Below are 20,693 nucleotides of genomic sequence, written 5' to 3' on the forward strand. Positions count from 1 at the left end.
CATGACGGACTTGCCTCTCGCCCTCGTGACCGGCGCCTCCCGCGGGATCGGCGCGGCGGTCGCGCACCAGCTCGCGCCGACGCACCGCCTGCTGCTCGGCGGCCGTGACGCCGAAGCGCTGTCCGCGCTGGCGAAGGAGCTCCCGGGCGCGCAGCCGTGGCCGGTGGAGCTGACGAACCCGGCGTCGCTCGCCGAAGCGGTCGCGGGCATCGACGCGCTGGACGTCCTGGTCCACTCCGCGGGCGTCGCGCGCATCGCCCGGATCGAGGACGCCTCCGCCGAAGCGTGGCGGGACAACTTCGAGGTCAACACCCTGGCGGTGGTCGAGCTGACCCGCCTGCTGCTCCCGGCGCTGCGCGCGGCCCGCGGCCACGTCGTGGTGATCAACTCGGGTGCGGGCCTCAACGCCCGCCCGGGCTGGTCCCCGTACGCGGCCAGCAAGTTCGCCGTCCGCGCCTTCGCCGACGCCCTGCGCGAGGAGGAGCCGGACCTGCGCGTGACGTCGGTGTACCCGGGCCGCACGGACACCGACATGCAGCAGGAGATCTTCAAGGGCGAAGGCCGCGACTACGACACCTCGCACCTGCTGCGCGCGGACTCGGTGGCGACCGCGGTGGTGACGGCGGTGTCCGCCACCCCGGACGCCCACCAGACGGAGGTCATCCTCCGCCCGCGTTAGGCCCGCAGCCGGGCGGCGGTCTCGGCCACCCCGGCCTGCACCTTCGCCCGGTCCACCTTCACCGACTCGCCCTCGGCCACGACCTGCTCGCCCGCGACCCACACGTCCCGGACCCGCCGCGACCCGGCCGCCCACACCAGGTTCGACAGCAGCTGCACGTCCGGCACGTCCAGGCCGCACGCGAACGCCGGGTCGTCCAGGTCGATGTGCACCAGGTCGGCCCACCGGCCCGCCTCGAGCGCCCCGATGTCGTCGCGGCCGAGCGCCGAGGCGCCGCCGCGGGTCGCCAGCAGGAAGACGTCGGCCGCGGTCAGGACCGTCGAGTCACCCGTCGCCAGCCGGGCGAACATGGCCGCGAGCTGCAGTTCTTCCCACAGGTCGAGGTCGTCGTTCGACGCCGGGCCGTCGGTGCCGAGGCCGACCGCCACGCCCGCCGCGCGCAGGTCCTTGATCCGCGCGATGCCCGAAGCCAGCTTCGCGTTCGAGCCCGGGCAGTGCGCCATGCCGACGCCGTGCGCCGCGAACAGGGCGATGTCGGAGTCCGACAGGTGGATCGAGTGCGCCGCCAGCACCCGGCCGTCGAGCATGCCGAGTTCTTTCAGCAGCGCGGGCACCGAACCGTGCGATTCCCGGACGGCGGTGTCCTCGAGAGCCGCCTCGGCGACGTGGATCTGGATCAGCGCGCCGCGCGAAGCGGCCGACTCCGCCGTAGCCCGCAGGGCTTCCGCCGAGAGCATGTACGCCGAGTGCGGGCCGTAGCCCAGCTCGACGCGGTCGCCGTGGCCGAAGCGCAGGCCGTCGGTGTCGATCCAGCGCTCGATGCCGGCCAGCTGGGCCCGCCAGTCCAGGCCCGGCAGCTCCATCACCGGCGGCGCCACCAGCACGCGGCCGCCGGTCGTGAGCACCGCGTCGACCAGCTGCTCGCCTTCGAAGTACATCTCGGCGCTGGTCGTGACGCCGTGGCGCAGCATCTCGACCGAGCCGAGCAGCATGCCGGTGCGGACGTCCTCGGGCCGCAGCTTCGCCTCCGCCGGCCAGATGATCTCGTTCAGCCACGGCAGCAGCGGCAGGTCGCCGCCCATGCCGCGCAGCAGCGTCATCGGGCTGTGCGCGTGGGTGTTGACCAAGCCGGGCAGCAGGATGCCGGTCAGGGTGGTGACCGGAGCGGCGGACTCGGGGGCGGTGGCCGCCGGTCCGCAGTAGGAGATGCGCCCATCGGCGTCCACATCGACGACCGCGTCACGCAAAAGCGAACAAGACGCGTCGGCGGGGAGAACGACAGGGGCGTGGAAACGGCGTTGCATCTCTGGATACTACGCACCCTGGATTACGACACGACTCCACTCCGCCACGCCCACGCCGCGATCTCGACGCGGTTGCGCGCGCCGATCTTGCCCTGCACCGACGCCAGGTGCGTCTTCACCGTGGACAGCGACAGGAACAGCTCCGACCCGATCTCGGTGTTCGTCAGCCCCCGCGCGGCCGCCTGCACGACGTCCATCTCCCGCGCGGTCAGCGGCTCCGACGGCGGAGCCACCTGCGCCTTCGCCGCGCCGCCCCCGTCGAAGTGCTTGAGCAGCCGGATGGTGATCTGCGGCGAGACCAGCGCGTCGCCGCGGTCGGCCGCGCGGACCGCCTCGATCAGCAGTGCCGGGCCCGCGTCCTTCAGCAGGAAGCCGTGGGCGCCGTTGCGCAGCGCCGTGTGGACGTACTCGTCGAGGTCGAACGTGGTGACCACGACGACCTTCAAGGGATCGCTGACGTCCGGCCCGGCCAGCTGGCGGGTGACCTCCAGCCCATCGAGGCCGGGCATGCGGATGTCGAGCAGGCAGACGTCCGGGCGCAGCTCGCGGGCCTTCGACACCGCCGAGACGCCGTCCGCTACGTCGGCGACGACCTCGATGTCGTCCTGCGCGTCCAGGATCATGCGGAAACCCATCCGCACCATTTCCTGGTCGTCGGCGATCAGTACCCGGATCACTCGTCCCCTTCCCCGGCGGCCAGCGGCAGCCACGCTTCGACCCGCCAGCCGCCGTCCGGGCCGCGCCCGGCCGACAGCCGTCCTTTGAGCAACGCGACGCGTTCGCGCATCCCGACCAGACCGTAGCCGCCCGAGCCACCGGCCGGCCGGTGGCTCGGCTCGCGTCCGTCGTCCGTCACCCGCAGGTGCAGTTCGGGACCCTGCACCTCGGCCACGACGAACGCCTCGGTCGCGCCGGACGCGTGCTTGCCGACGTTCGTCAGCGACTCCTGCACCAGCCGCAGCGCCGAGCGGCCGACCTCGTGCGGCAGGTCCGGCGGCAGGTCGAGGTGCATCGACGTCGGCACGCCATGGTTGGCGCTGTCGACCAGTTTCCGTAGGTCGGCGCCGAGGTCCGTGGTGGCCTGCTCGCTGAACTCGCTCGACCCGGCCGGGGCGTCCCCGCGCATCGAGCGGACCAGCCGCCGCATCGCCGCGAGCGCCTCGACGCCGGCGTTCTCGATCCGGGCCATCGCCTCGACGGCGACCTCCGGCTTCCGCTCGGCCATCATCCGCGCGGCCTGGGCCTGCACGACGATGCCGGTGACGTGGTGGGCGACGACGTCGTGCAGCTCGCGCGCCAGCGCCATCCGCTCGGCCGTCTGCGCGTCGGCCACCGCGGACTGGACGACCGTGGTGCGCTCGGAGTCCCGCGAGCGCAGCATCAGGCCGACGGCGATCGAGATGCCGAGCAGCAGCGCGGCCGCGAAGGCCAGTAGCGACAGGGTCTGCGGGTCGCTCTGCAGGGCCGCGCGCCGGTTCGAGTTGAGGATCGTGCCGAGCGCGACGACCGCCGACAGGACGCCGATCCGCGGCCAGGACTGGCTCAGCCCGCGGGCGCGGGTCACGTTCACGATCACGCCCATCGCGGCGATGACCTGCACGAACGGCACGCCGCCCGGCATCGGGTAGTCGTCGCGCAGGTGCAGGAACGGCGTGACGACCGCGGACACCAGCAGGATCCCGGAGATGCCGAGCAGCGCGTCCGCCGGCCGCCGCGGCGACAGCACCGCGATCACGGCCGCGACGAGCGAGCAGAACAGGATCGGGAAGCCGCGGGCGTTGCTCGAATACGTGTAGCCGAACTCGAACAGCAGCGCGAAGCCGAGCAGCCCGATCAGCGGCCACTGCCCCATGGCCAGCTCGTTCGCCCGCCACAGCTTCCGCGTCCGCGGATCGGCCTTCGGCCGGCGGTCCCGGAGCGTGATGGCCGGCACGACCGGCCCGACGAGCAGCAGCAGGCCGAACACCAGCCCCTGGGTCGCGGTGCCGCCGTCGATGTCGTCGACCCCGCGATACCGGCCGAACAGGGCGACCAGGCCGCCGACGACCAGGAAGCTGACCACGCAGAACGCCACGCCCGCCCGCGCCCGCCGGGTGACGTAGAAGACCATCAGCACCCCGGCCACGACTTCGGTGATGGCGATCTTCGGCAGCACGCTGGAGTACGGCGGGATGTGGAACGCGTGGATGAAGAGGGTGGAGAACACCAGCACCCCGCCACCGGCCACGCCGGCGACGGCCGCGCGCTTCTGGGCCCACACCGCGCACGCCGTCATCGCGAAGAAACCGGGCAGCAGCCCGAAGTCGACGAACCGCGGGCCGTTGTCGTCGAGGGCGGCCTGGGTCGTGTAGACGATGTCGAAGAGCAGGGCGGCGAAGAGGACGGCCGTGGGCACGCCGATGCGCCGCACCAGGGCGGCGGCGCGGGTGTACAGCGTTTTCGGCGGGGGCGCGGCGGTCACAACGTGACGTTAGAGGATCCGGCCGCGTTCGCACCTTGGCCGACCGGCCCGTGCTCCCTCGGCCGATCGGCCGATGCGGGCCGGGCCGTGACTGGCCGTCTGCCCGAAGTGGACACCGCGTGGTTTCGGCGAAGCTCATCGGCACCAAGATCCGAACCGACAGGGAGAACCTCGTGGACCCGAACACTCCACAGTGGACCGGCGGACCGGTGCTGTCCGGCCGTGGGCTGGTGAAGCGCTACGGCGCGCAGTACGCCCTCGCCGGCATCGACATCGACATCCAGCCGCGGGACGCCGTCGCCATCGTCGGCCCGTCCGGCTCGGGCAAGACGTCGCTGCTGCACGTGCTGGCCGGCATCCTGCGTGCCGACGACGGGCAGATCTTCCTGGCCGGGCAGCGGATCGACCACCTCGGCGAGAAGAAGCGCAGCGAGCTGCGCCGCACCGAGTTCGGCTTCGTCTTCCAGTCGGGGATGCTGGTCGCGGAGCTTTCGGCCGAAGAGAACGTCGCGCTGCCGTCGCTGCTGGCCGGGCTCGGCCGCAAGGAGGCCATCGACGCCGGCCGCCAGTGGCTCTCCCGGCTCGGGCTGGCCGGCAAGGAGAAGCGCCGCCCCGGCGAGCTGTCCGGCGGCGAAGCCCAGCGCGTCGCGATCGCGCGGGCGCTGACCCACCGGCCGAAGGTGATCTTCGCCGACGAGCCGACCGGCGCGCTCGACACGCGCACCGGCCGCGAGACGATGGACGCCCTGCTCGGCGCCGCCCACGAAACGGGCGCCGCGGTGATCGTGGTGACGCACGACCGCGAGCTGGCCGAGTCGATGCCGAAGACCGTCGCCATCCGCGACGGGCTGATCGCGACGAGGCAGGCGGCGTGAACTCGCTCCAGATCGCCCTGCGGGTGTTGCGGATCGACCGGCGGACCCGGACGTCGGCGATCCTCACCGCGATCGGGGTGGCCGTCGCGACCGGGCTGGTGCTGCTGCTGGCGACGCTGCCGTTCGCCACGCAGAACCGCGAGCAACGCGCCCTCTGGCAGGGCGAGCACTTCTACAGCCGCGCGACCGACGCGCCGGTCAAGCTGCTGTTCAGCTCTTCGAAGGACTACTTCGACGGGCAGCAGATCACCCGCGTCGACGTCGCACTGCCGCCGGGCGCGACCGCGGCGGGCGTCCAGCTGCCGGCGGGCGTGCCGCAGCTGCCGGGACCGGGCGAGACCGTCGTGTCGCCCGCGCTCGGCCGGCTCCTCCAGGGGCACCCGGCCGACCAGCTCGGCGACCGGTTCGGCAAGCCCGTCGGCGCCCTCGGCGAGGACGGCCTCCGCTTCCCGGAACAGCTCGTCGCGCTCAGCGGGCACACCGCGGACGCGATGCCGGAGAGCGCCAACCAGGTGCCCGGCTTCCCCGCCGGGAAGGCGAGCGCGGACGCCCTGCTCATGCTGCTGTCCTGGGTCGGGATCATCGTGCTGCTGGTGCCGAGCCTGGTGCTGGTGGCGTCGTCGGCGCGGCTGACCGCGGCCCGGCGGGAACGGCGGCTCGCCGCGATCCGGCTGGCCGGCGCGACCCCGGGGCAGGTCACGAACATGGTGGCCGCCGAGACGACGTTGTCCGCCGGCATCGGCGCCCTGCTCGGCCTGCTGATCAGCCCGGCGCTGCACGGCCTCGCGTCGTTCGTCCCGTGGGCGGGTGGCACCTGGCTCGCGGCCGACTTCACGCTGCCGGTCGGCCTGACGGTGTTCATCGTCGTGGCCATCCCGGTGCTCGTGGTGCTGGCCGGCGTCCTCGGCCTGCGCCGCGTGCTGAAGAACCCGCTGTTCGCGACCGGTGGCCACACGAAGAAGCCGCTGCGCTGGTGGCGCCTGCTGGCGCTGCCCGCGGCCGGGCTGTTCTTCCTCGTCGCGGTGACGACGGCGAAGGACTTCGGCGGCATCGGGCTGGTCATGGCGGGCCTGTTCTTCCTGGTCGGCTCGGCCGCGATCGTCGGGCCGTGGGTGACCTCGGCGGTCGGCGGCACGTTCGTCCGGATCTGGCGGCGCCCGTCCGCGCTGCTCGCCGGCCGTCGCCTGCGTGACGACCCGAAGGGCGCCTACCGCGCGTCCGCCGGGATCGTGCTCGCGGTGTTCGCCGGCTCGATGGCGCTGACGCTGCTGCCGACGTTCGAGTCGATGGCCGGCGGCGGGCGGTCCTTCGTCGACTCGGTGCTCTACGTCGACACGGACAGCCACCACGCGGGCAAGATCGTCGACCAGGCCAACGCGTCCCTGCGGAAGTACGGGCAGGCCGACAAGGCGGTCGCGGTCGGCGAGGTCTACCTGGTCAAGGGCGAGGGGAACAACCGCACGGGCCACCGCGCGCTGGTGATGAGCTGCGCCGACGCGGTCAAGCTGACCCGGTTCGGGCTCACCGCCGACAACTGCACGGGCGGGCCGGCCGTCTTCGGTGACTCGGCGCTCGACCTGGCGCAGTACCAGCTCGCCGACACCTGGGAGGGGCAGGCGACGCCGGTCAAGTCGGGGACGCGGGCGGAAGCGATCCACCTGCCCGACTCGGACCTGTCGAGCACGTCGATCATCGACCCGGCCGCGCTGCCGGACGGCTTCACGCCGAAGTACGTCACCGTGGTCGCGCCGACGACCGACGCGAACCGCGAGATCGTCCGCACGGCGCTGGCCGGTCCGGCCGCCGGCGAGGAGATCGGCAGCCGGGACCAGTACCTGTTCAACCAGCAGACCGAGCTCGGCGACCTGCGCCGGGTCACGGTGATCGGGCTGCTCGCCGCCGGGATCCTGGCCGGCTGCAGCGCCGCGGTCGCGACCGCGGGTTCGGTGATGGACCGCCGCCGCACCTTCGGGGCGCTGATGGCGGCCGGCACGCCGGTCCGGGTGCTGGCGAGGGCGCTGCGGATGGAGGCCGCGCTGCCGGCGCTGGTCGCCACCATCGGCGCGGGAATCGTCGGGGTACTGGTCGGTGTTGGGCTCTACAGCATGGTCGACGAGCGGGGCATCGTGCTCAGCCCGTGGCTGCTGGCGCCGGTCGTGCTCGGCGTCGGCGTGGCCCTGCTCGGCGCGTCGGTCTGCACCCCCGCTCTCAAGCGGGTCCAGGCCGAGCCGCTGGCCGACGAATAGGGAGGACGTTCGCCCCTCTGTCGGGGGAGGGGCGAACTCCTACCGCTTTTCGAAGATCAAGTCGTGTGAGACGCGGCCTTCGACGTCCGCGCGCTGTTCGAACTTGGTCACCGGCCGCCACTCGGGCCGCGGCGCCCAGCCGTCGTACCGGTTTTTCAACGCGGGCTCGGCGGAGCAGACCTCGAGCATCTGCTCGGCGTAGTTCTCCCAGTCGGTCGCCATGTGGAAGGTGCCGCCGGGCGCCAGCCGCGACGCCACGAGCGCGGCGAACGACGGCGACACGATCCGCCGCTTGTGGTGCTTCTTCTTCGGCCACGGGTCCGGGAAGAACAGCCGGACGCCGTGCAGCGTGTCCGGCTCGACGTGCTCGGTCAGCAGCACGACGGCGTCGCCGTGCAGCAGCCGCAGGTTCTCGACGCCCAGCTTCTCGGCGCGCAGCATCAGCTGGCCGAGGCCCGGGTCGTAGACCTCGGCCGCGACGTAGTTCAGCTCCGGCGCCGCGGCGGCCAGCTGCGACGTCGTCTCGCCCATGCCGGAGCCGATCTCCAGCATCACCGGCGCCTCACGGCCGAACCACTCGGTGAAGTCCAGCTTTCCGTCGGGCAGCTCACCGACCGTGCGGCCGATCTCCGGCCACAGTTCGTCCCACGCTCGCTGCTGCCCGACGGTCATCCGGCCACCGCGCTTCACGTAACTGACGACGCTGCGCAGCCGGGGCTGGTCCTGGTTCTCCACCCAGCGAGGTTAACGAACGGCTTCGAGCTCCCCGAGACGAGACCGCAGCCCCGCCAGTCCGGCGATCGCGAGCGGGGCCGGTGTCCGGCCGGTGTGCGCCGGCAGGACGTCGATCCAGCCCGGGTGCCGGTCGGTGTTCATCACCGTCGTGGGAATCGCGTGTCCCGATTTCCCGCGTTCGGACGGCATGAACTCCCAGTAGCCGGATTCGCCGTCCGCCGCCCACGGGACGAATTCCCAGCCCGGGCGCCTGCCGAGGAGCTGGGCGATGCGGTCTTCGACGCGGAAACCCTGTTCCCGCGAATCCAGCTTCCCGTCCGCCATCGCGCGGAGCCACCACGGCGCCGGGATCGGCCCCGCCATCCCGGCGGAAGCGCGGAACAGGGCCAGGACGGTGTCTTCGGGCGCGCGGTGCACCCACGCCCGGCGGAGTTCGGCGGGCGACGTGGCCGTCATGGCGGCCTGCGGGAGCTCGATCGCCCGCGACCATTCGAGGTCCAGCATGGGTTCGAGCCGGGGAGCGTCGTCTTCGACGCGGGCTCGCGGAATCGTACTGCCCAATTCTTGACCGGTGTCCACCGTCAAGGATCACCTCCAGGGGAGCTCAGACGGGTCCGGCATGTTCTCTCTTACGAATATTGCCTGGTCATAGCAGTATGTCCGGTGGCTGTGAGAGAAGCCACAGCCGTTTCATCTTCTTTTAACAAAGGTTTTTGAGGTATTGAGACCACGGTCACGCTCAGGCATCACGCCGTGCCGTGACAAGGACACCGGCCACGAACAGGGCAACGGTGATCGCCGCGAAGTAACCGAGGTAGCCCCACGGGCCGAGCGGCGCGGACGGCAGCTGCAGCGGCCCGGCGGCGAACCCGCCCGCCCCGACGAACTCGTCGGCGGCGTGGAACGGCATCCACTGGTAGATGTGCCGTCCGGCGCCCGGGATGAGGATCACCAGGCCCTCGAGCACCTGGGTCCACACCAGCACCACGGTCAGCCCGAAGGCGACGCTGCGCAGCAGGAGCGCGACGCCGACGCCGGCCACCGCGGTGAACAGGAACACCAGGCTCTGGCCGAGCACCGCGCGCCAGTCCGCGGCCGAGTGCAGCGCGAGGTCGGCGTCCGGCTGCACGAGCGACGCCAGCCCCCACGAGCCGAAGCCGACGACCAGCCCGAGCACCGCGCCGAGCGCGGCGAGGACCGCGAGCTTCGCCAGCAGCGCGGGCACCCGGCTCGGCACCGCCTGGAAGGTCAGCCGCATGGTGCCCCAGTTGAACTCCGACGCCGTCGCGAGGATCGCGAGGACGAGCAGCACGGTCCGGCCGTTGCCGCTCGCGAGCTGGGTGTTGCCGACCGTCGCCGGGATCTCCGGCCCGGCCAGCGCGAAGAACAGCGCGGTGAAGCCGAGCGGCGCGACGAACGCGATCGCCAGGCACCACCAGGGCGCCCGGGTGCTGAAGAGCTTGATGCGCTCGGCGCGGAGGAGGTTGGTGATCATCGGGACGCCTCCGAAGCCGGGCCCGCGAACTCGACGGATTCGCGGGTGAGGTCGAGGTAGGCCTGCTCCAGCGAGCCGGTGATCGGGCTCAGCTCGTGCAGTGTCGCGCCCGCGTCGAAGGCGAGCTGCCCGATCCGGTCACTGTCCATTCCGGACACCACGAAGGCGCCGCCGGTTTCGGTGAACTCGGCCTGCCCGGTGAGCGCGGCCCGCAGCTCGTCGGCGTGCGGGGTGCGCACGCGCACGCCGTGTTCGCTCGTCCGCGCGACGAACTCGTCCATCGTGCCCTGGTAGATGAGCCGGCCGCGGCCGATCACCACGAGGTCCTGCGCGGTCTGCGCCATCTCGGGCAGCAGGTGGCTGGACACGAACACGGTCCGGCCCTCGGCGGCCAGCGCGTGCAGCAGCTGCCGGATCCAGGCCATGCCCTCCGGGTCGAGGCCGTTTACCGGCTCGTCGAACATCAGCACACGCGGGTCGCCGAGCATCGCGGCGGCGATGCCGAGCCGCTGCTGCATGCCGAGGGAGTACTGCAGGACGCGGGTCTTGCCGACGCTGGTCAGCCCGACCAGCGCGAGCACCTCTTCGACGCGCTTGTCGCCGATGCCGTTGGTGGCGGCCAGCCAGCGCAGGTGGTCGCGCCCGCTGCGGCCGGGGTGGCGCCAGGTGGCGTCCAGCATCGCGCCGACCGTCCGAAGTGGATCTTTCAGCTTGCGGTACGGGACGCCGTCGACGAGCACTGTGCCCGCGTCGGGGGTGTCGAGGCCGAGGACCAGCCGCATGGTCGTGGACTTGCCGGCGCCGTTCGGCCCGAGGAACCCGGTGACCCGGCCGGACCGCGCGGTGAACGTCAGCTCGTCGACCGCGGTCGTCGTGCCGTACCGCTTGGTCAGCGCCTTCGCTTCGATCATGTGCTCCCCCGTCCCGTCACCGGGAGCCTACTGCGAAACACCGGATCCGGGTCGCCCCCCGACAGCGCGACCCGGATCCGGTGTTTTCCCCTTGTACCCCCTAGGCGTCCCGCTTCTTCGCGACCCCGAGCGCGACGAGCAGGAACACGATCGCGATGCCGGCGAAGTACGCCAGCGCCCACCCCGCGCTCAGCGGCGAGTCCGACGGCGCCGGGCCGTTGACCAGCTCCGAGCCGCGGAGGAACTTGTTGGCCACGTTGAACGGCAGCCACTCGTGGATGGTGTGCCCGATCTTCGGGATCAGCTGCACCAGCTCTTCCACGGCCAAGTAGTAGATGAGCAGCAGCGCGATGGCGCCCGCGCTGTGCCGGATCAGGATGCCGACGGCGACCGCGAGCACGGCGCTGAGCGCGAAGACCGGCCCGATGCCGGCGACGTTCAGCCAGTCCTGCGTCGTGTGCAGGCCGAGGTTGTCGTTGGGCCGCATCAGCACGCCGAGGCCCCACGCCCCGAAGGCGGCGATCTCGCCGAGGACCAGCCCCAGCAGGCCGACGATGACGGCCTTGGCGATCAGCGCCGGCGAGCGGTGCGGCACCGCCTGGAACGTCGTGCGGATGGTGTTGAAGCGGTATTCGGTGGTCACGGCGAGGGCCGCGAGCACCATGACGACGGCGATGCCGAACTGGGAAGCGCCGAACTGGGTGGCGGAGACCGACAGCGAGTCGGCCGAGTCGGTCGCGCCGGCCAGGATGGCCGCGAAGCCGATGGACAGGGCCAGGGTGATGAGCGCGCACCACCACGGCGAGCGGGTGGAGAACAGCTTGATGCGTTCTACCGCGAGCAGGTTCATGGTCTTGGTTTCCCCGTTTACTTGGCGGACTCGAGCACGTGCTGCGCCTCGGCGTCGAGGCCGGTGTGGTACTCGACGGAGTCGCCGGTGATCTGCATGAAGGCCTGCTCCAGCGAGCCGGTCTGCGGGCTCAGCTCGTGCAGGACGATCCGGTTGGCGGCGGCGATCTCGCCGATCTTGTCGCTGTCCATCCCGGACACCACGAGCGCGTTCGCTTCTTCGACGACCCCCGCGCTGGCGCGCTGCAGGGCGTCCCGGAGCTCGGCCAGCTGCGGCGAACGCACCTTCACCGTGTTTTCGGCGGCGCGAGCGACGAAGTCCTGGGTCGACGACTGCGAAATCAGCTGCCCCCGGCCGATCACCACGAGGTTGCTCGCGGTCAGCGCCATCTCCGAAAGCAGGTGGCTCGACACGAACACGGTGCGGCCTTCCTCGGCCAGCCGGTGCATGAACTTCCGGATCCAGAGGATGCCCTCGGGGTCCAGGCCGTTCACCGGCTCGTCGAACAGCAGCACCTCGGGGTCGCCGAGCAGGGCGGCCGCGATGCCGAGCCGCTGCGACATGCCGAGCGAGAACCCGCCGGCGCGCTTGTTCGCGACGCTGGTGAGGCCGACGGTGTCGAGCACCTCGTCGACGCGGGCGTTCGGGATGCGGTTGGACTTCGCCATCCACAGCAGGTGGGCGCGCGCCGAGCGGTTCGGGTGCACCCACTTCGCGTCGAGCAGCGCGCCGACGGTGCGCAGCGGCTCCTTGAGGTCGTGGTACTTCTTGCCCCCGATGGTGACCTGACCACCCGTGGGGTTGTCCAGGCCCAGGATCATGCGCATGGTGGTGGACTTGCCCGCCCCGTTCGGGCCGAGGAAGCCGGTGACCTGACCCGCGGCCACGGAGAACGACAGGTTGTTCACCGCCAGTGTCTTTCCGTACCGCTTGGTGAGGCCGGTTGCCTCGATCATGACTGCTCCTCTTCCGCCCCTCGCTTACGACGCGTTCATCGTCGCGGGTCGGGGGCGGTTCGCGCGTCACCCTGCAGGCCTAACCGCTCCCCCTACCTGAGTAGTACCTTGCTGGCTCTTCGGCCGATGCGCGATCCGTGATGACCCTGAGGTGACCCTGATTCGCGGTGATTAATGAATTGTGGTTCAATAACTGGGTGGCCCGGCCGAGGAGCATCACCGACGAGCGGCTGCTGGGTGCGGCGGAGACCGTGATCGGCCGCTGTGGCCCCGGTTTCACGCTGGCGCAGGTGGCCGCGGAGGCGGGTGTCTCGGTCGGCACGGTCGCGCAGCGGTTCGGCTCGAAGAGCGGCCTGCTGCAGGCGATGAGCCGGCGGGCCACGCGGCGGGCGGTCGAGCAGATGCGGGAGCACGCCGAGCGGGCGGCCGACCCGGTCGACGGCCTGCGCGCCGCGGCGGTGTCGGTCTACGCGGTGCTCGGCGACGCCGAAGAGGCGGCGAACCACCTGGGCCAGCTCGGCGTGGACATCGGCGACCCGGTGCTGCGGTCGCTGCTGGGCGAGCACTTCACGGCGGTCGAGGAAGAACTGCGGCGGCTCGTGCGGGCGGCGGCTCCCTCGCTGCCGCACGCGCCGAGCGTGCCGCGGGCCGCGCGCGCGGTGCTCGGCGTGATCAACGGGGTGTCGATCGACTGGTCGATCCGGCCGCACGGGCGGCTGGCCGACCGGCTGGCGGAGGACGTCGACGCGGTGCTGACCGCGTGGCGGGGACGGGAGGACGCATGAGTTTGCAGGGCAAGGTCGCGGTGGTCACCGGAGCGACCCGGGGTTGTGGCCGAGCGATCGCGGTGGAGCTGGGCCGCGCGGGCGCGACGGTGTACGTCACCGGCCGCACGACGCGCGAAACGACGTCACCGATGAAGCGCCCGGAGACGATCGAAGAGACGGGCGAACTGGTGGAAGCGGCGGGCGGTCGCGCGGTCGTCGTCCGCTGCGACTTCACCTCGGTGTCCGATGTGGACGCTCTGAAAGCCCGCATCGAGTCCGAAGTGGACGGAATCGACATCCTGGTCGACGACGTCTGGGGCGGCGACATGTACTTCCACTTCGACGCGCCCTTCTGGGAGACGCCGCTGGAAGACGCGCTGACCCTGACGCACAACGCGCTGGACACGCACCTCATCGCGCTGCACAGGCTGCTGCCGCTGGTGGTCGCCCGCCGCGGCCTGGTTCTCGAGGTCACCGACGGCGACAACGACGACTACGTCGGCGCGGGCCTGCCGTATTACCTGGCCAAGTGCGGCATCCGCGCGCTCGGCCGGGCGCTGGGCGAGGAGCTGAAGAAGAACGACTGCGTCGGCCTCGCGGTGACCCCGGGCTTCCTGCGCTCGGAGTCGATGCTCGACCACTTCGAGGTCACCGAGGACAACTGGCGCGACGCGGTCGGCAAGCTCGCCCCGGTCGACTTCAAGATCTCCGAGACGCCGTACCTGCTGGCCCGCGGCGTCGCCGCCCTCGCGCAAGACCCCTCCGCGTCCCGCTTCGCCGGCCAAACCCTGGCCTCGTGGACGCTGATGAAGGAGTACGGCTACACGGACATCGACGGCGACCGCCCCGACTTCGGCCGCTGGATCACCGAAGTCCGCAACGCGGGCAAGGACCCAGCAACCACCCCACCGGACACCTTCCGCTAGGCGACCCGCCACTTTCTCTGTGAAAGAGCCGCCTCTGGGGCTCTAAGACGGCACTTTCCCTAGGAAAGATGCAGGGTTGTGGAGGGATTTCGGGGGATGTGGACAAACGGGCCGTAGTTGATCTCCAACGGGACTGGTTGTCGGTCGTGTGACGCAGGTTTGGTGGGTGTTCCGACTTCGTAGCAGTGACCTGGTCGACTTCGCCGAGCCCTTCATCGGGAGCCACGCCGTGGCCGAAGAGGCGTTGACGTTGTGCGACTTGCGGTCTCCGTCGTTCACCCGCTTGTTTCGGAACGTCTACGTCGCCTCGACGACCGAAGTCACGCACGCGATGCGGTGTCGGGCCGCTGCTCTGCTCGCACCGAGCAGAGCTGTCCTGACCGGGTGCTCGGCAGCGGCCATCTGGGGTCTCGACCTGGTCGGTCCGCAGGACTTGGTCGAATTCGTCGTGCCCGAGAACCTGAAGTTCGACCGGCAGGCCGGACTGCACATCCGGCGGACCAGCCGGGTGATCGACAGCGAACCGTGGGGTGACAGCCAGCTCGCCACGCCTCTGCGGCTCGCATTGGACATCGCCACGAACACCAGGCTGCATCGTTCGCTTCCCCGGACCGTCGGCTACCTCGACGTCCTCCTCGGCAGCGGGCTCGTCGACCTGGCCGAGCTGCACCGCTATCTCGGCCCGCGCCGTGACAACGGAATGGTGCGGGCCAGGAAGGCGGTCGCGCTGGTCAATGCGCGCTCGGAGAGTGTGCCCGAGTCCGAGCTGCGGGTGTGGCTCACGGTCGCCGGGCTCAAGCCAGAGGTCCAGGTTGACGTCGTAGCGGCGTCAGGCAGCTTCCTCGGTCGCCTCGACCTGGCATTTCCGGTGCAGAAGCTGGCTGTCGAGTACGACGGCGAGTGGCATCTCGACGGCATCCAGCCGCGCCTCGACGCGCAGCGCCGCGCCGCGATCGAGGCCGAGGGATGGCGCTTCGTGATCGTCACCAAGGCCGACTTGTACGGCGATCCGAAGCGAGTGGTCGCGACCGTCCGATCGTCACTTTCCCTAGGAAAGATGCGCGCGGAGGGCCTCCGCGCGCATCTTTCCTAGGGAAAGTGCAGCTTCCGTCAGGCGAGGCCGGGGCGGGCGAGGCCGGTTTCGTAGGCCAGTACCACGGCCTGCACCCGGTCTCGCAGCTCCAGCTTCGCCAGGATCCGCCCGACGTGCGTCTTCACCGTCGCTTCGGAAAGGAACAGCGCCTCCGCGATCTCCAGGTTCGACATGCCCTTGGCGATCAGCACGAGCACTTCGCGCTCGCGATCGGTCAGCACGTCCAGCTCCGCGGTGTCCCGCATCGGCGTGCCACCGGAGCCGACGAAGCGGTCCAGCAGCCGCCGGGTCACCGACGGCGACACCACCGCGTCGCCCGAAGCCACCGCCCGCAGCGCCGACACGAGGTGGCCGGGCTGGGTGTCCTTGAGCAGGAACCCGCTCGCCCCGCCCTGCAGCGCCGCGTAGACGTACTCGTCGAGGTCGAACGTCGTCATCACGAGCACCCGCGCGGTGCCGGCCGCGACGATCCGCTTGGTCGCCTCGACGCCGTCGAGGACCGGCATCCGGACGTCCATCAGCACGACGTCGGGGCGCAGTTCCTCGGCCATCGCGATCGCCTGTGCGCCGTCGCCCGCCTCGCCGACGACGTCGATGTCGGCCTGCGCGCCGAGCACCATCCGGAAGCCGACGCGCATCAGTTCCTGGTCGTCGACGACCACCACACGGATCACTTGTCCAACCTAACCGGCAGGGCCGCGCGGACCTGCCACCCACCACCCGGAGCCGGGCCCACGTCCAGGGTCCCGCCGTACACGTGCGCGCGTTCGCGCATGCCGATCAAGCCGTTGCCGCCCGGCAGGCGTTGCGAAGCACCGCTCGCGGCGAGCTGCGGGACGCGGCCCGCGCCGTCGTCGGACACCAGCACCTCGACCAGGTCGCCGGTCCGGTGCACCCGCACCGACGCCGTCGCGCCGCGGCCGGCGTGCTTGAGCGTGTTGGTCAGCGACTCCTGGACGATCCGGTAGATCCCCAGCGAGACGCCCGCCGGCAGATCGCCGAGCTCGTTCGTCTCCAGCTCCACCGGCACGCCGGCGGCCCGCATCCGCTCGGCCAGCTCGGCGAGGGCGTGCGCGTCCGGCTGCGGGACGCGCGGCTCGCCGTCCGCGTCGTCGCTGCGCAGCACGTCGAGCAGGCGCCGCAGCTCGCCGAGCGCGCCGCGGCCGGTCTCGGAAATCGTTTGCAGGGCCCGCCGGGCGAGGTCGGGGTTGCTCTCGATCGCGTAGGACGCGCCGTCGGCCTGCACCACCATCACGCTCACCGCGTGCGCGACGACGTCGTGCAGCTCGCGCGCGATCCGGCCGCGCTCCTCCGCCACCGCGATCCGGGTGGCCTGGTCCCGTTCGGTCTCGAGCAGGTGCAACCTGGCCTCCACTTCCACGTCGTAGGCGCGCCGGGCCCCGACGAACTCGCCGAGCGTCCAGCACAGGGCGATGCCGAACGCGAGGAACAGCACCGAGATGACCAGCTCGTCCGTCTGCTCCAGCGCCAGCTGCAGGGCCGACGAGACGACCACCGCGCCGACGAACACCAGCCCCTGCCGCCGCCCGGCGTAGACGACGACGGAGTAGATGCTCATCGCAAGGCCGGCGACGCTGGCGACGCCGAGCTGCAGCGTCGCGTGCACGACGCTGATCACCAGCACGACGTAGGCCGACCACAGCGGCGACTTCCGCCGGAACACCAGCGGCAGCACCATCGCGATGTTCACCGGCACGGCGATGTACCAGGGCGGCAGCTCGGCGATGTCGGCCAGGCCGTCGGCGACGAAGAGCAGCATGTCGATCAGGCCGAGCAGGACGGCCAGCACCGTGTCGCCCGCCATGGGGTGGGCACGCATCCAGAGGCTCAGCCGTCGCACCAGACAACACTAGGTCCCGGAGCGGAGCACGCGCGTCGGTCGGCGGTACCACCTTGGGTGCGACCTCCGGATGAGGGACATGGCACGATTCACGGGGTTGTCGCCTACGACGGGAAGGGCTGGGGGCCGTGACGTCACCGGAGCAGGGCCGGCTCGCGGGTCCGCTGTCGATGTCGGTGGCCAACCTGTGCCACCGCCTGCAGTCGCAGGTCTCCGCGCGCACCGCCGCCGGGTTCGCCGAGGTGCTGCGCCGGCTCGGCGCGCCGCTGCAGGTCGCTGTCGCCGGCCGGATCAAGTCCGGCAAGTCCACGCTGGTCAACGCGCTGATCGGGCGCCGGGTCGCGCCGACCGACATCGGCGAGTGCACCCGGCTGGTGACCCGGTTCCAGTACGGCACGGTGGACCGCGTCGAGATCGTCTTCACCGACGGCCGCAAGCAGGTGCTCCCCTTCGCCGCCGACGGGATGATCCCCGCCGAGCTCGGCGTCGACATCGAAAAGGTGTCGCACATCGAGGCCTACCTGACCAACGCCGTCCTGCAGGGCATGACGGTGATCGACACCCCGGGCCTCGGCTCGCTCGACGCCGCTTCGGTGTCCCGCACCGAGCAGCTCCTGGGTGCCGCGAAGCATGCCAAGGACGACGAAGGCTCCGACGAGCTCGACGACACCTCGCGCAACGCCGTCGCCGGAGCCGAAGCCGTGCTGTACGTCGTCACCCAGGGCGTCCGCGCGGACGACCAGCAGGCGCTCGCCGCGTTCACCGCGGCCACGGCGAGCCGCGAAGCCGGTCCGGTCAACGCGATCGCCGTGCTCAACAAGGCCGACACCATCACGCCCGAGTCGGTCGAAGGCTCCGGCGGCGACGTCTGGAAGGCTGCGACGCTCCTCGCCGAGAAGCAGGCCTCGACGCTGAAGCCGCGCGTCGCCGACGTGCTGCCGGTGATCGGGCTGATCGCCGAGTCGGCCGAGTCCGGCGGCTTCACCTCCGCCGACGCCGAGGCGCTGCGGCAGCTCGCCGGGCTCGACGACGACGTCCTGCAGACCATGCTGATCTCGGCTGACATCTTCACCAGCTGGGAGTGCGACGTCCCGGCGGGCACGCGGCTGCGGCTGCTGGAGAAGCTCGACCTGTTCGGCGTCTCCCACGCCGTCGAGGCCATCCGCAAGGAACCGGAGATCACGGCGGGCGCGCTGCGGCGGTCGCTGCTCGACGCGTCCGGCCTGGAAGCGGTGCGGCAGCGGCTGTCGATCGTGTTCGCCGCCCGCGCCGACGGCATCAAGGCGGCCGCCGCCCTCGCGTCGGTCACCGCGCTCGCGCACGCCTCGGCCGACCCGGCCGAGCGCCAGCGCGTCCACGACGCCATCGAGGTGCTGCTCGCCAAGCCCGAAGCCCACCAGCTGCGGCTGCTCGAAGCGCTGACGCTGGTGGCGTCCGGCGCGGTCGACATGCCCGAGGACCTGTCCGAAGAGGTGCTCCGGGTGGGCAGCAACGCCGACATCGGCGCCCAGCTCGGCAAGCCCGGCGCCCCGCGGCCGGAGCTGGCCGCGCACGCCCTCGAGCGCGCGGGCTGGTGGCGGTCCTTCGCGTCCTTCGGCGCGACGCCGGCGCAGAGCCGCGTCGCGCACGTCGTGCACCGGGCGTACTTCCTGATGTGGCAGCAAGTGCGCGAAGCCTGAGTTTGTTGCTGGTTGCCGACTTTCCCAGGTAGGACCCGTTTCCCGCGTACTGTGGAAAACGTGCGACTGGAAAACACGACATCCTGGCGAGCGGGGTGGAGCAGCGAGACGGACGTCGACGTCGCGCTGTACATCCGTGACGCCCTGGCCCTGTCCGTTTCCGAAGGACAGGTGCTGCCGCCGGTGGAGCCGCGGGTTCCGGTGCACGTCCCGCAAGGGATCGACCGGGCCGCGGTCCAGGAGCAGTGGGCCGCGTGGTGGACCGAGTTGCTGGCGTCGCTGCGCAGCCGCGAGGACCCGGACCCGCGAAGCCCGCGCACCCGGTACGGCCGGCCCACGCTCGAACAGGGCACGGCCATGCGGCAGGCGGTCGACCTGTTCGGTCCCGTCGCGGCCCGCCACTTCGCCAACGCGCGCGGGCCCGCCCTGCGCGGCGCGCACGAGCCGTCCGGCGGCACCCCGTGGGCACCCGGCTTCTACCGGCGCCAGATCGTGGCCGGCGAGCGGCTCGGCCAGCTGGTGCGGGAGGCCGAGGTCAAGCAGGGCCGGCGCGCCTACCCGTTCCGGCTGAACGTCATCGAGATCTCCGTCGCCGGGTCGATCTGGCTGCGCACGGCCGACGACCAGCTGCTGGTCTCCTCCCGGCTCGCCGAAGACGGCCCGGGCCTGGAGGCCGTGCTCCGCGACGTGATCGCCCAGCTGGTCTGACCCGGCTTTCATAAACCGAGCGCGCGGTCTGATAATAGGCGGCATGGAGACGACCGTCGACGAGCCGTCGTGGCTGCGCACCGGGTCCTGGGTCGGCTGCCCGCTGCTCGGGGCCGCGCTCGGTGTGGGCGGGTGGGCCGTCGCCGCCTGGGTCAGCGAGCTGCCCGCGTTCCCGTTCCAAGGCGTGTTCAAGGTGCTCACGAAGCTGCCGCAGCCGTGGGCGACGCTGGCCGCGGTCGCCGGCGGGCTGGTGCTCGGCCTGGTGTTCGCCGTCGTCTGGGCCCGCGATCGCCTGGTCGTCACGGTCTCGCCGACCCGTGTCACGCTGGTCCGTGACGACAAGACCCGCCGCATCGAGGCCGACCTCGACGCCGTCTACCTCGACGGCAAGGAGCTCGTCCTGCGCACCACCGACGGCCGGGAGATCGCGCGGGAGAAGACCGACCTCTCGGGGCGCGAGCTGGCCCCCGCCTTCGCCGAACACGGCTACCCCTGGCGCGACGACCCGCCGGTCGAGCGATGAGGACTGTCGACCCGGCCAAGCACGCGGCCAAGCGCCGCGCGATCGTCGACGCCGCGGCCGGCTGCTTCGCCGAGAAGGGCTTCGAGCGGACGACGACCGCGGACATCTGCCGCGCGGCGGGCATCAGCTCCGGCAGCCTCTTCCACTACTTCCCCAGCAAGCGCGCGGTGTTCACGGCGATCTTCACCGACGACGCCGTCGAGACGGCCGAACGCCTCGAGGTCGCGGCGAGTGCGGACGACCCGTGGACCGCGCTGCTCGACGTCGTCGCGGAGCTGGCCGGGCAGCTCGCGCACCCCGCGGTCGGCCGGCTGGTCCTGGAGGCCGCCGCGCAGGCCGCCCGCGACGACGAGTTCGCCGAGCTGATCCACCGCAACGACAGCGCCCTGCGTGACGGGCTGGCCGTCCTGGTCGACCGGGCGGTCGACGCCGGCCTGATCGACCCCGGCCTCCCTTCGCACGCGGCCGCGGGGTGGGTCGCGGGGCTGCTCGACGCCGTCATTTCGCGGGCGAGCCTGGACCCGGACCTCGATCTGGCCGCCGAACAAGCCATCCTCCGGACGATCCTGATCCGGTTCCTTCGCCCGGTTCCGCCCCCGGCCGGTGGCTGAATCCGCCAGACTG

General features: G+C 71.6%; 21 protein-coding genes. 10 read left to right on the forward strand and 11 right to left on the reverse strand.

The genetic code is table 11. The features are described 5' to 3' along the window. The first annotated feature begins 1 nt into the window (after window position 1). Window positions 2-679, forward strand: coding sequence for an SDR family oxidoreductase (locus H4696_RS34255; protein ID WP_086856506.1), 678 nt, complete (start codon window positions 2-4; stop codon window positions 677-679). On the opposite strand, the gene H4696_RS34260 is transcribed toward H4696_RS34255, so the two are convergent. From H4696_RS34260 to H4696_RS34270, 3 genes are read right to left on the reverse strand one after another with little or no spacing between them, the layout of a single operon-like run. Then, a complete protein-coding gene (locus tag H4696_RS34260) occupies window positions 676-1,983 on the reverse strand; it encodes an amidohydrolase family protein (protein ID WP_086856507.1) in 1,308 nt (435 codons plus the stop codon). The two genes, H4696_RS34255 and H4696_RS34260, sit on opposite strands and share 4 nt — an antisense overlap. A gap of 23 nt (window positions 1,984-2,006) precedes the next feature. Beyond that, window positions 2,007-2,660: a response regulator gene (locus tag H4696_RS34265; protein WP_086856508.1), complete on the reverse strand. Its 654-nt coding sequence runs from the start codon at window positions 2,658-2,660 to the stop codon at window positions 2,007-2,009. Then, on the reverse strand, window positions 2,657-4,444 hold the full coding sequence (locus H4696_RS34270; protein ID WP_086856509.1) for a sensor histidine kinase: 1,788 nt from the start codon (window positions 4,442-4,444) through the stop codon (window positions 2,657-2,659). Before H4696_RS34270 ends, H4696_RS34265 begins: the two co-directional genes overlap by 4 nt. A gap of 173 nt (window positions 4,445-4,617) precedes the next feature. On the opposite strand from H4696_RS34270, the gene H4696_RS34275 reads away from it, so the two are divergent. Together H4696_RS34275 and H4696_RS34280 are read left to right on the forward strand one after the other, a co-directional pair. Next, a complete protein-coding gene (locus H4696_RS34275; protein ID WP_086856530.1) occupies window positions 4,618-5,319 on the forward strand; it encodes an ABC transporter ATP-binding protein in 702 nt (233 codons plus the stop codon). After that, window positions 5,316-7,565, forward strand: coding sequence for an ABC transporter permease (locus tag H4696_RS34280; protein ID WP_086856510.1), 2,250 nt, complete (start codon window positions 5,316-5,318; stop codon window positions 7,563-7,565). Before H4696_RS34275 ends, H4696_RS34280 begins: the two co-directional genes overlap by 4 nt. Window positions 7,566-7,604: 39 nt before the next feature. Here the strand turns inward: H4696_RS34280 and trmB are convergent, their stop codons facing one another. From trmB to H4696_RS34310, 6 genes are all read right to left on the reverse strand, one after another. Further along, entirely contained in the window at window positions 7,605-8,300 is a 696-nt protein-coding gene (gene trmB, locus H4696_RS34285) for a tRNA (guanosine(46)-N7)-methyltransferase TrmB (RefSeq protein WP_086856511.1), read from the reverse strand. Between the two features lie 9 nt (window positions 8,301-8,309). Further along, the gene (locus H4696_RS34290; RefSeq protein ID WP_169734822.1) at window positions 8,310-8,861 is read right to left on the reverse strand and encodes a hypothetical protein; all 552 of its coding nucleotides are present in this window, start codon (window positions 8,859-8,861) and stop codon (window positions 8,310-8,312) included. 178 nt (window positions 8,862-9,039) lie between these two features. Beyond that, window positions 9,040-9,795: a hypothetical protein gene (locus H4696_RS34295; protein ID WP_086856513.1), complete on the reverse strand. Its 756-nt coding sequence runs from the start codon at window positions 9,793-9,795 to the stop codon at window positions 9,040-9,042. Then, on the reverse strand, window positions 9,792-10,706 hold the full coding sequence (locus tag H4696_RS34300) for an ATP-binding cassette domain-containing protein (RefSeq protein ID WP_086856514.1): 915 nt from the start codon (window positions 10,704-10,706) through the stop codon (window positions 9,792-9,794). The genes H4696_RS34295 and H4696_RS34300 overlap by 4 nt, the downstream gene beginning before the upstream one ends. 100 nt (window positions 10,707-10,806) lie before the next feature. Continuing rightward, window positions 10,807-11,556: an ABC transporter permease gene (locus tag H4696_RS34305; RefSeq protein ID WP_086856515.1), complete on the reverse strand. Its 750-nt coding sequence runs from the start codon at window positions 11,554-11,556 to the stop codon at window positions 10,807-10,809. Between the two features lie 17 nt (window positions 11,557-11,573). Next, on the reverse strand, window positions 11,574-12,512 hold the full coding sequence (locus H4696_RS34310) for an ABC transporter ATP-binding protein (protein WP_086856516.1): 939 nt from the start codon (window positions 12,510-12,512) through the stop codon (window positions 11,574-11,576). A gap of 197 nt (window positions 12,513-12,709) precedes the next feature. Between H4696_RS34310 and H4696_RS34315 the strand changes: the two genes are divergently transcribed. The 3 genes from H4696_RS34315 to H4696_RS34325 all read left to right on the forward strand — a co-directional run bounded on the left by H4696_RS34315 (window position 12,710) and on the right by H4696_RS34325 (window position 15,298). Next, the gene (locus H4696_RS34315) at window positions 12,710-13,297 is read left to right on the forward strand and encodes a TetR/AcrR family transcriptional regulator (RefSeq protein WP_086856517.1); all 588 of its coding nucleotides are present in this window, start codon (window positions 12,710-12,712) and stop codon (window positions 13,295-13,297) included. Further along, a complete protein-coding gene (locus H4696_RS34320; protein ID WP_086856518.1) occupies window positions 13,294-14,205 on the forward strand; it encodes an SDR family NAD(P)-dependent oxidoreductase in 912 nt (303 codons plus the stop codon). Before H4696_RS34315 ends, H4696_RS34320 begins: the two co-directional genes overlap by 4 nt. Before the next feature lie 229 nt (window positions 14,206-14,434). Continuing rightward, window positions 14,435-15,298 (forward strand): endonuclease domain-containing protein, encoded by an 864-nt coding sequence (locus H4696_RS34325; protein WP_249026850.1) that lies wholly within the window; start codon window positions 14,435-14,437, stop codon window positions 15,296-15,298. Between the two features lie 17 nt (window positions 15,299-15,315). Here H4696_RS34325 and H4696_RS34330 read toward each other — a convergent pair whose 3' ends face one another. Then, a complete protein-coding gene (locus H4696_RS34330) occupies window positions 15,316-15,972 on the reverse strand; it encodes a response regulator (protein ID WP_086856519.1) in 657 nt (218 codons plus the stop codon). Beyond that, window positions 15,969-17,138: a sensor histidine kinase gene (locus H4696_RS34335; protein WP_420831573.1), complete on the reverse strand. Its 1,170-nt coding sequence runs from the start codon at window positions 17,136-17,138 to the stop codon at window positions 15,969-15,971. The genes H4696_RS34330 and H4696_RS34335 overlap by 4 nt, the downstream gene beginning before the upstream one ends. Before the next feature lie 191 nt (window positions 17,139-17,329). Here H4696_RS34335 and H4696_RS34340 point away from each other — a divergent pair, with 191 nt between their 5' ends. From H4696_RS34340 to H4696_RS34355, 4 genes are read left to right on the forward strand one after another with little or no spacing between them, the layout of a single operon-like run. Beyond that, on the forward strand, window positions 17,330-18,838 hold the full coding sequence (locus H4696_RS34340; RefSeq protein WP_225957661.1) for a dynamin family protein: 1,509 nt from the start codon (window positions 17,330-17,332) through the stop codon (window positions 18,836-18,838). Between the two features lie 60 nt (window positions 18,839-18,898). Continuing rightward, window positions 18,899-19,546, forward strand: a complete 648-nt coding sequence (locus tag H4696_RS34345; protein ID WP_086856532.1) for a hypothetical protein — start codon at window positions 18,899-18,901, stop codon at window positions 19,544-19,546. 43 nt (window positions 19,547-19,589) lie between these two features. Next, window positions 19,590-20,069: a YqeB family protein gene (locus H4696_RS34350; protein WP_086856521.1), complete on the forward strand. Its 480-nt coding sequence runs from the start codon at window positions 19,590-19,592 to the stop codon at window positions 20,067-20,069. Further along, window positions 20,066-20,680, forward strand: a complete 615-nt coding sequence (locus H4696_RS34355) for a TetR/AcrR family transcriptional regulator (RefSeq protein ID WP_086856522.1) — start codon at window positions 20,066-20,068, stop codon at window positions 20,678-20,680. The genes H4696_RS34350 and H4696_RS34355 overlap by 4 nt, the downstream gene beginning before the upstream one ends. Window positions 20,681-20,693: the final 13 nt, after the last annotated feature.

Source organism: Amycolatopsis lexingtonensis (genome assembly GCF_014873755.1).
GTDB lineage: Bacteria > Actinomycetota > Actinomycetes > Mycobacteriales > Pseudonocardiaceae > Amycolatopsis > Amycolatopsis lexingtonensis.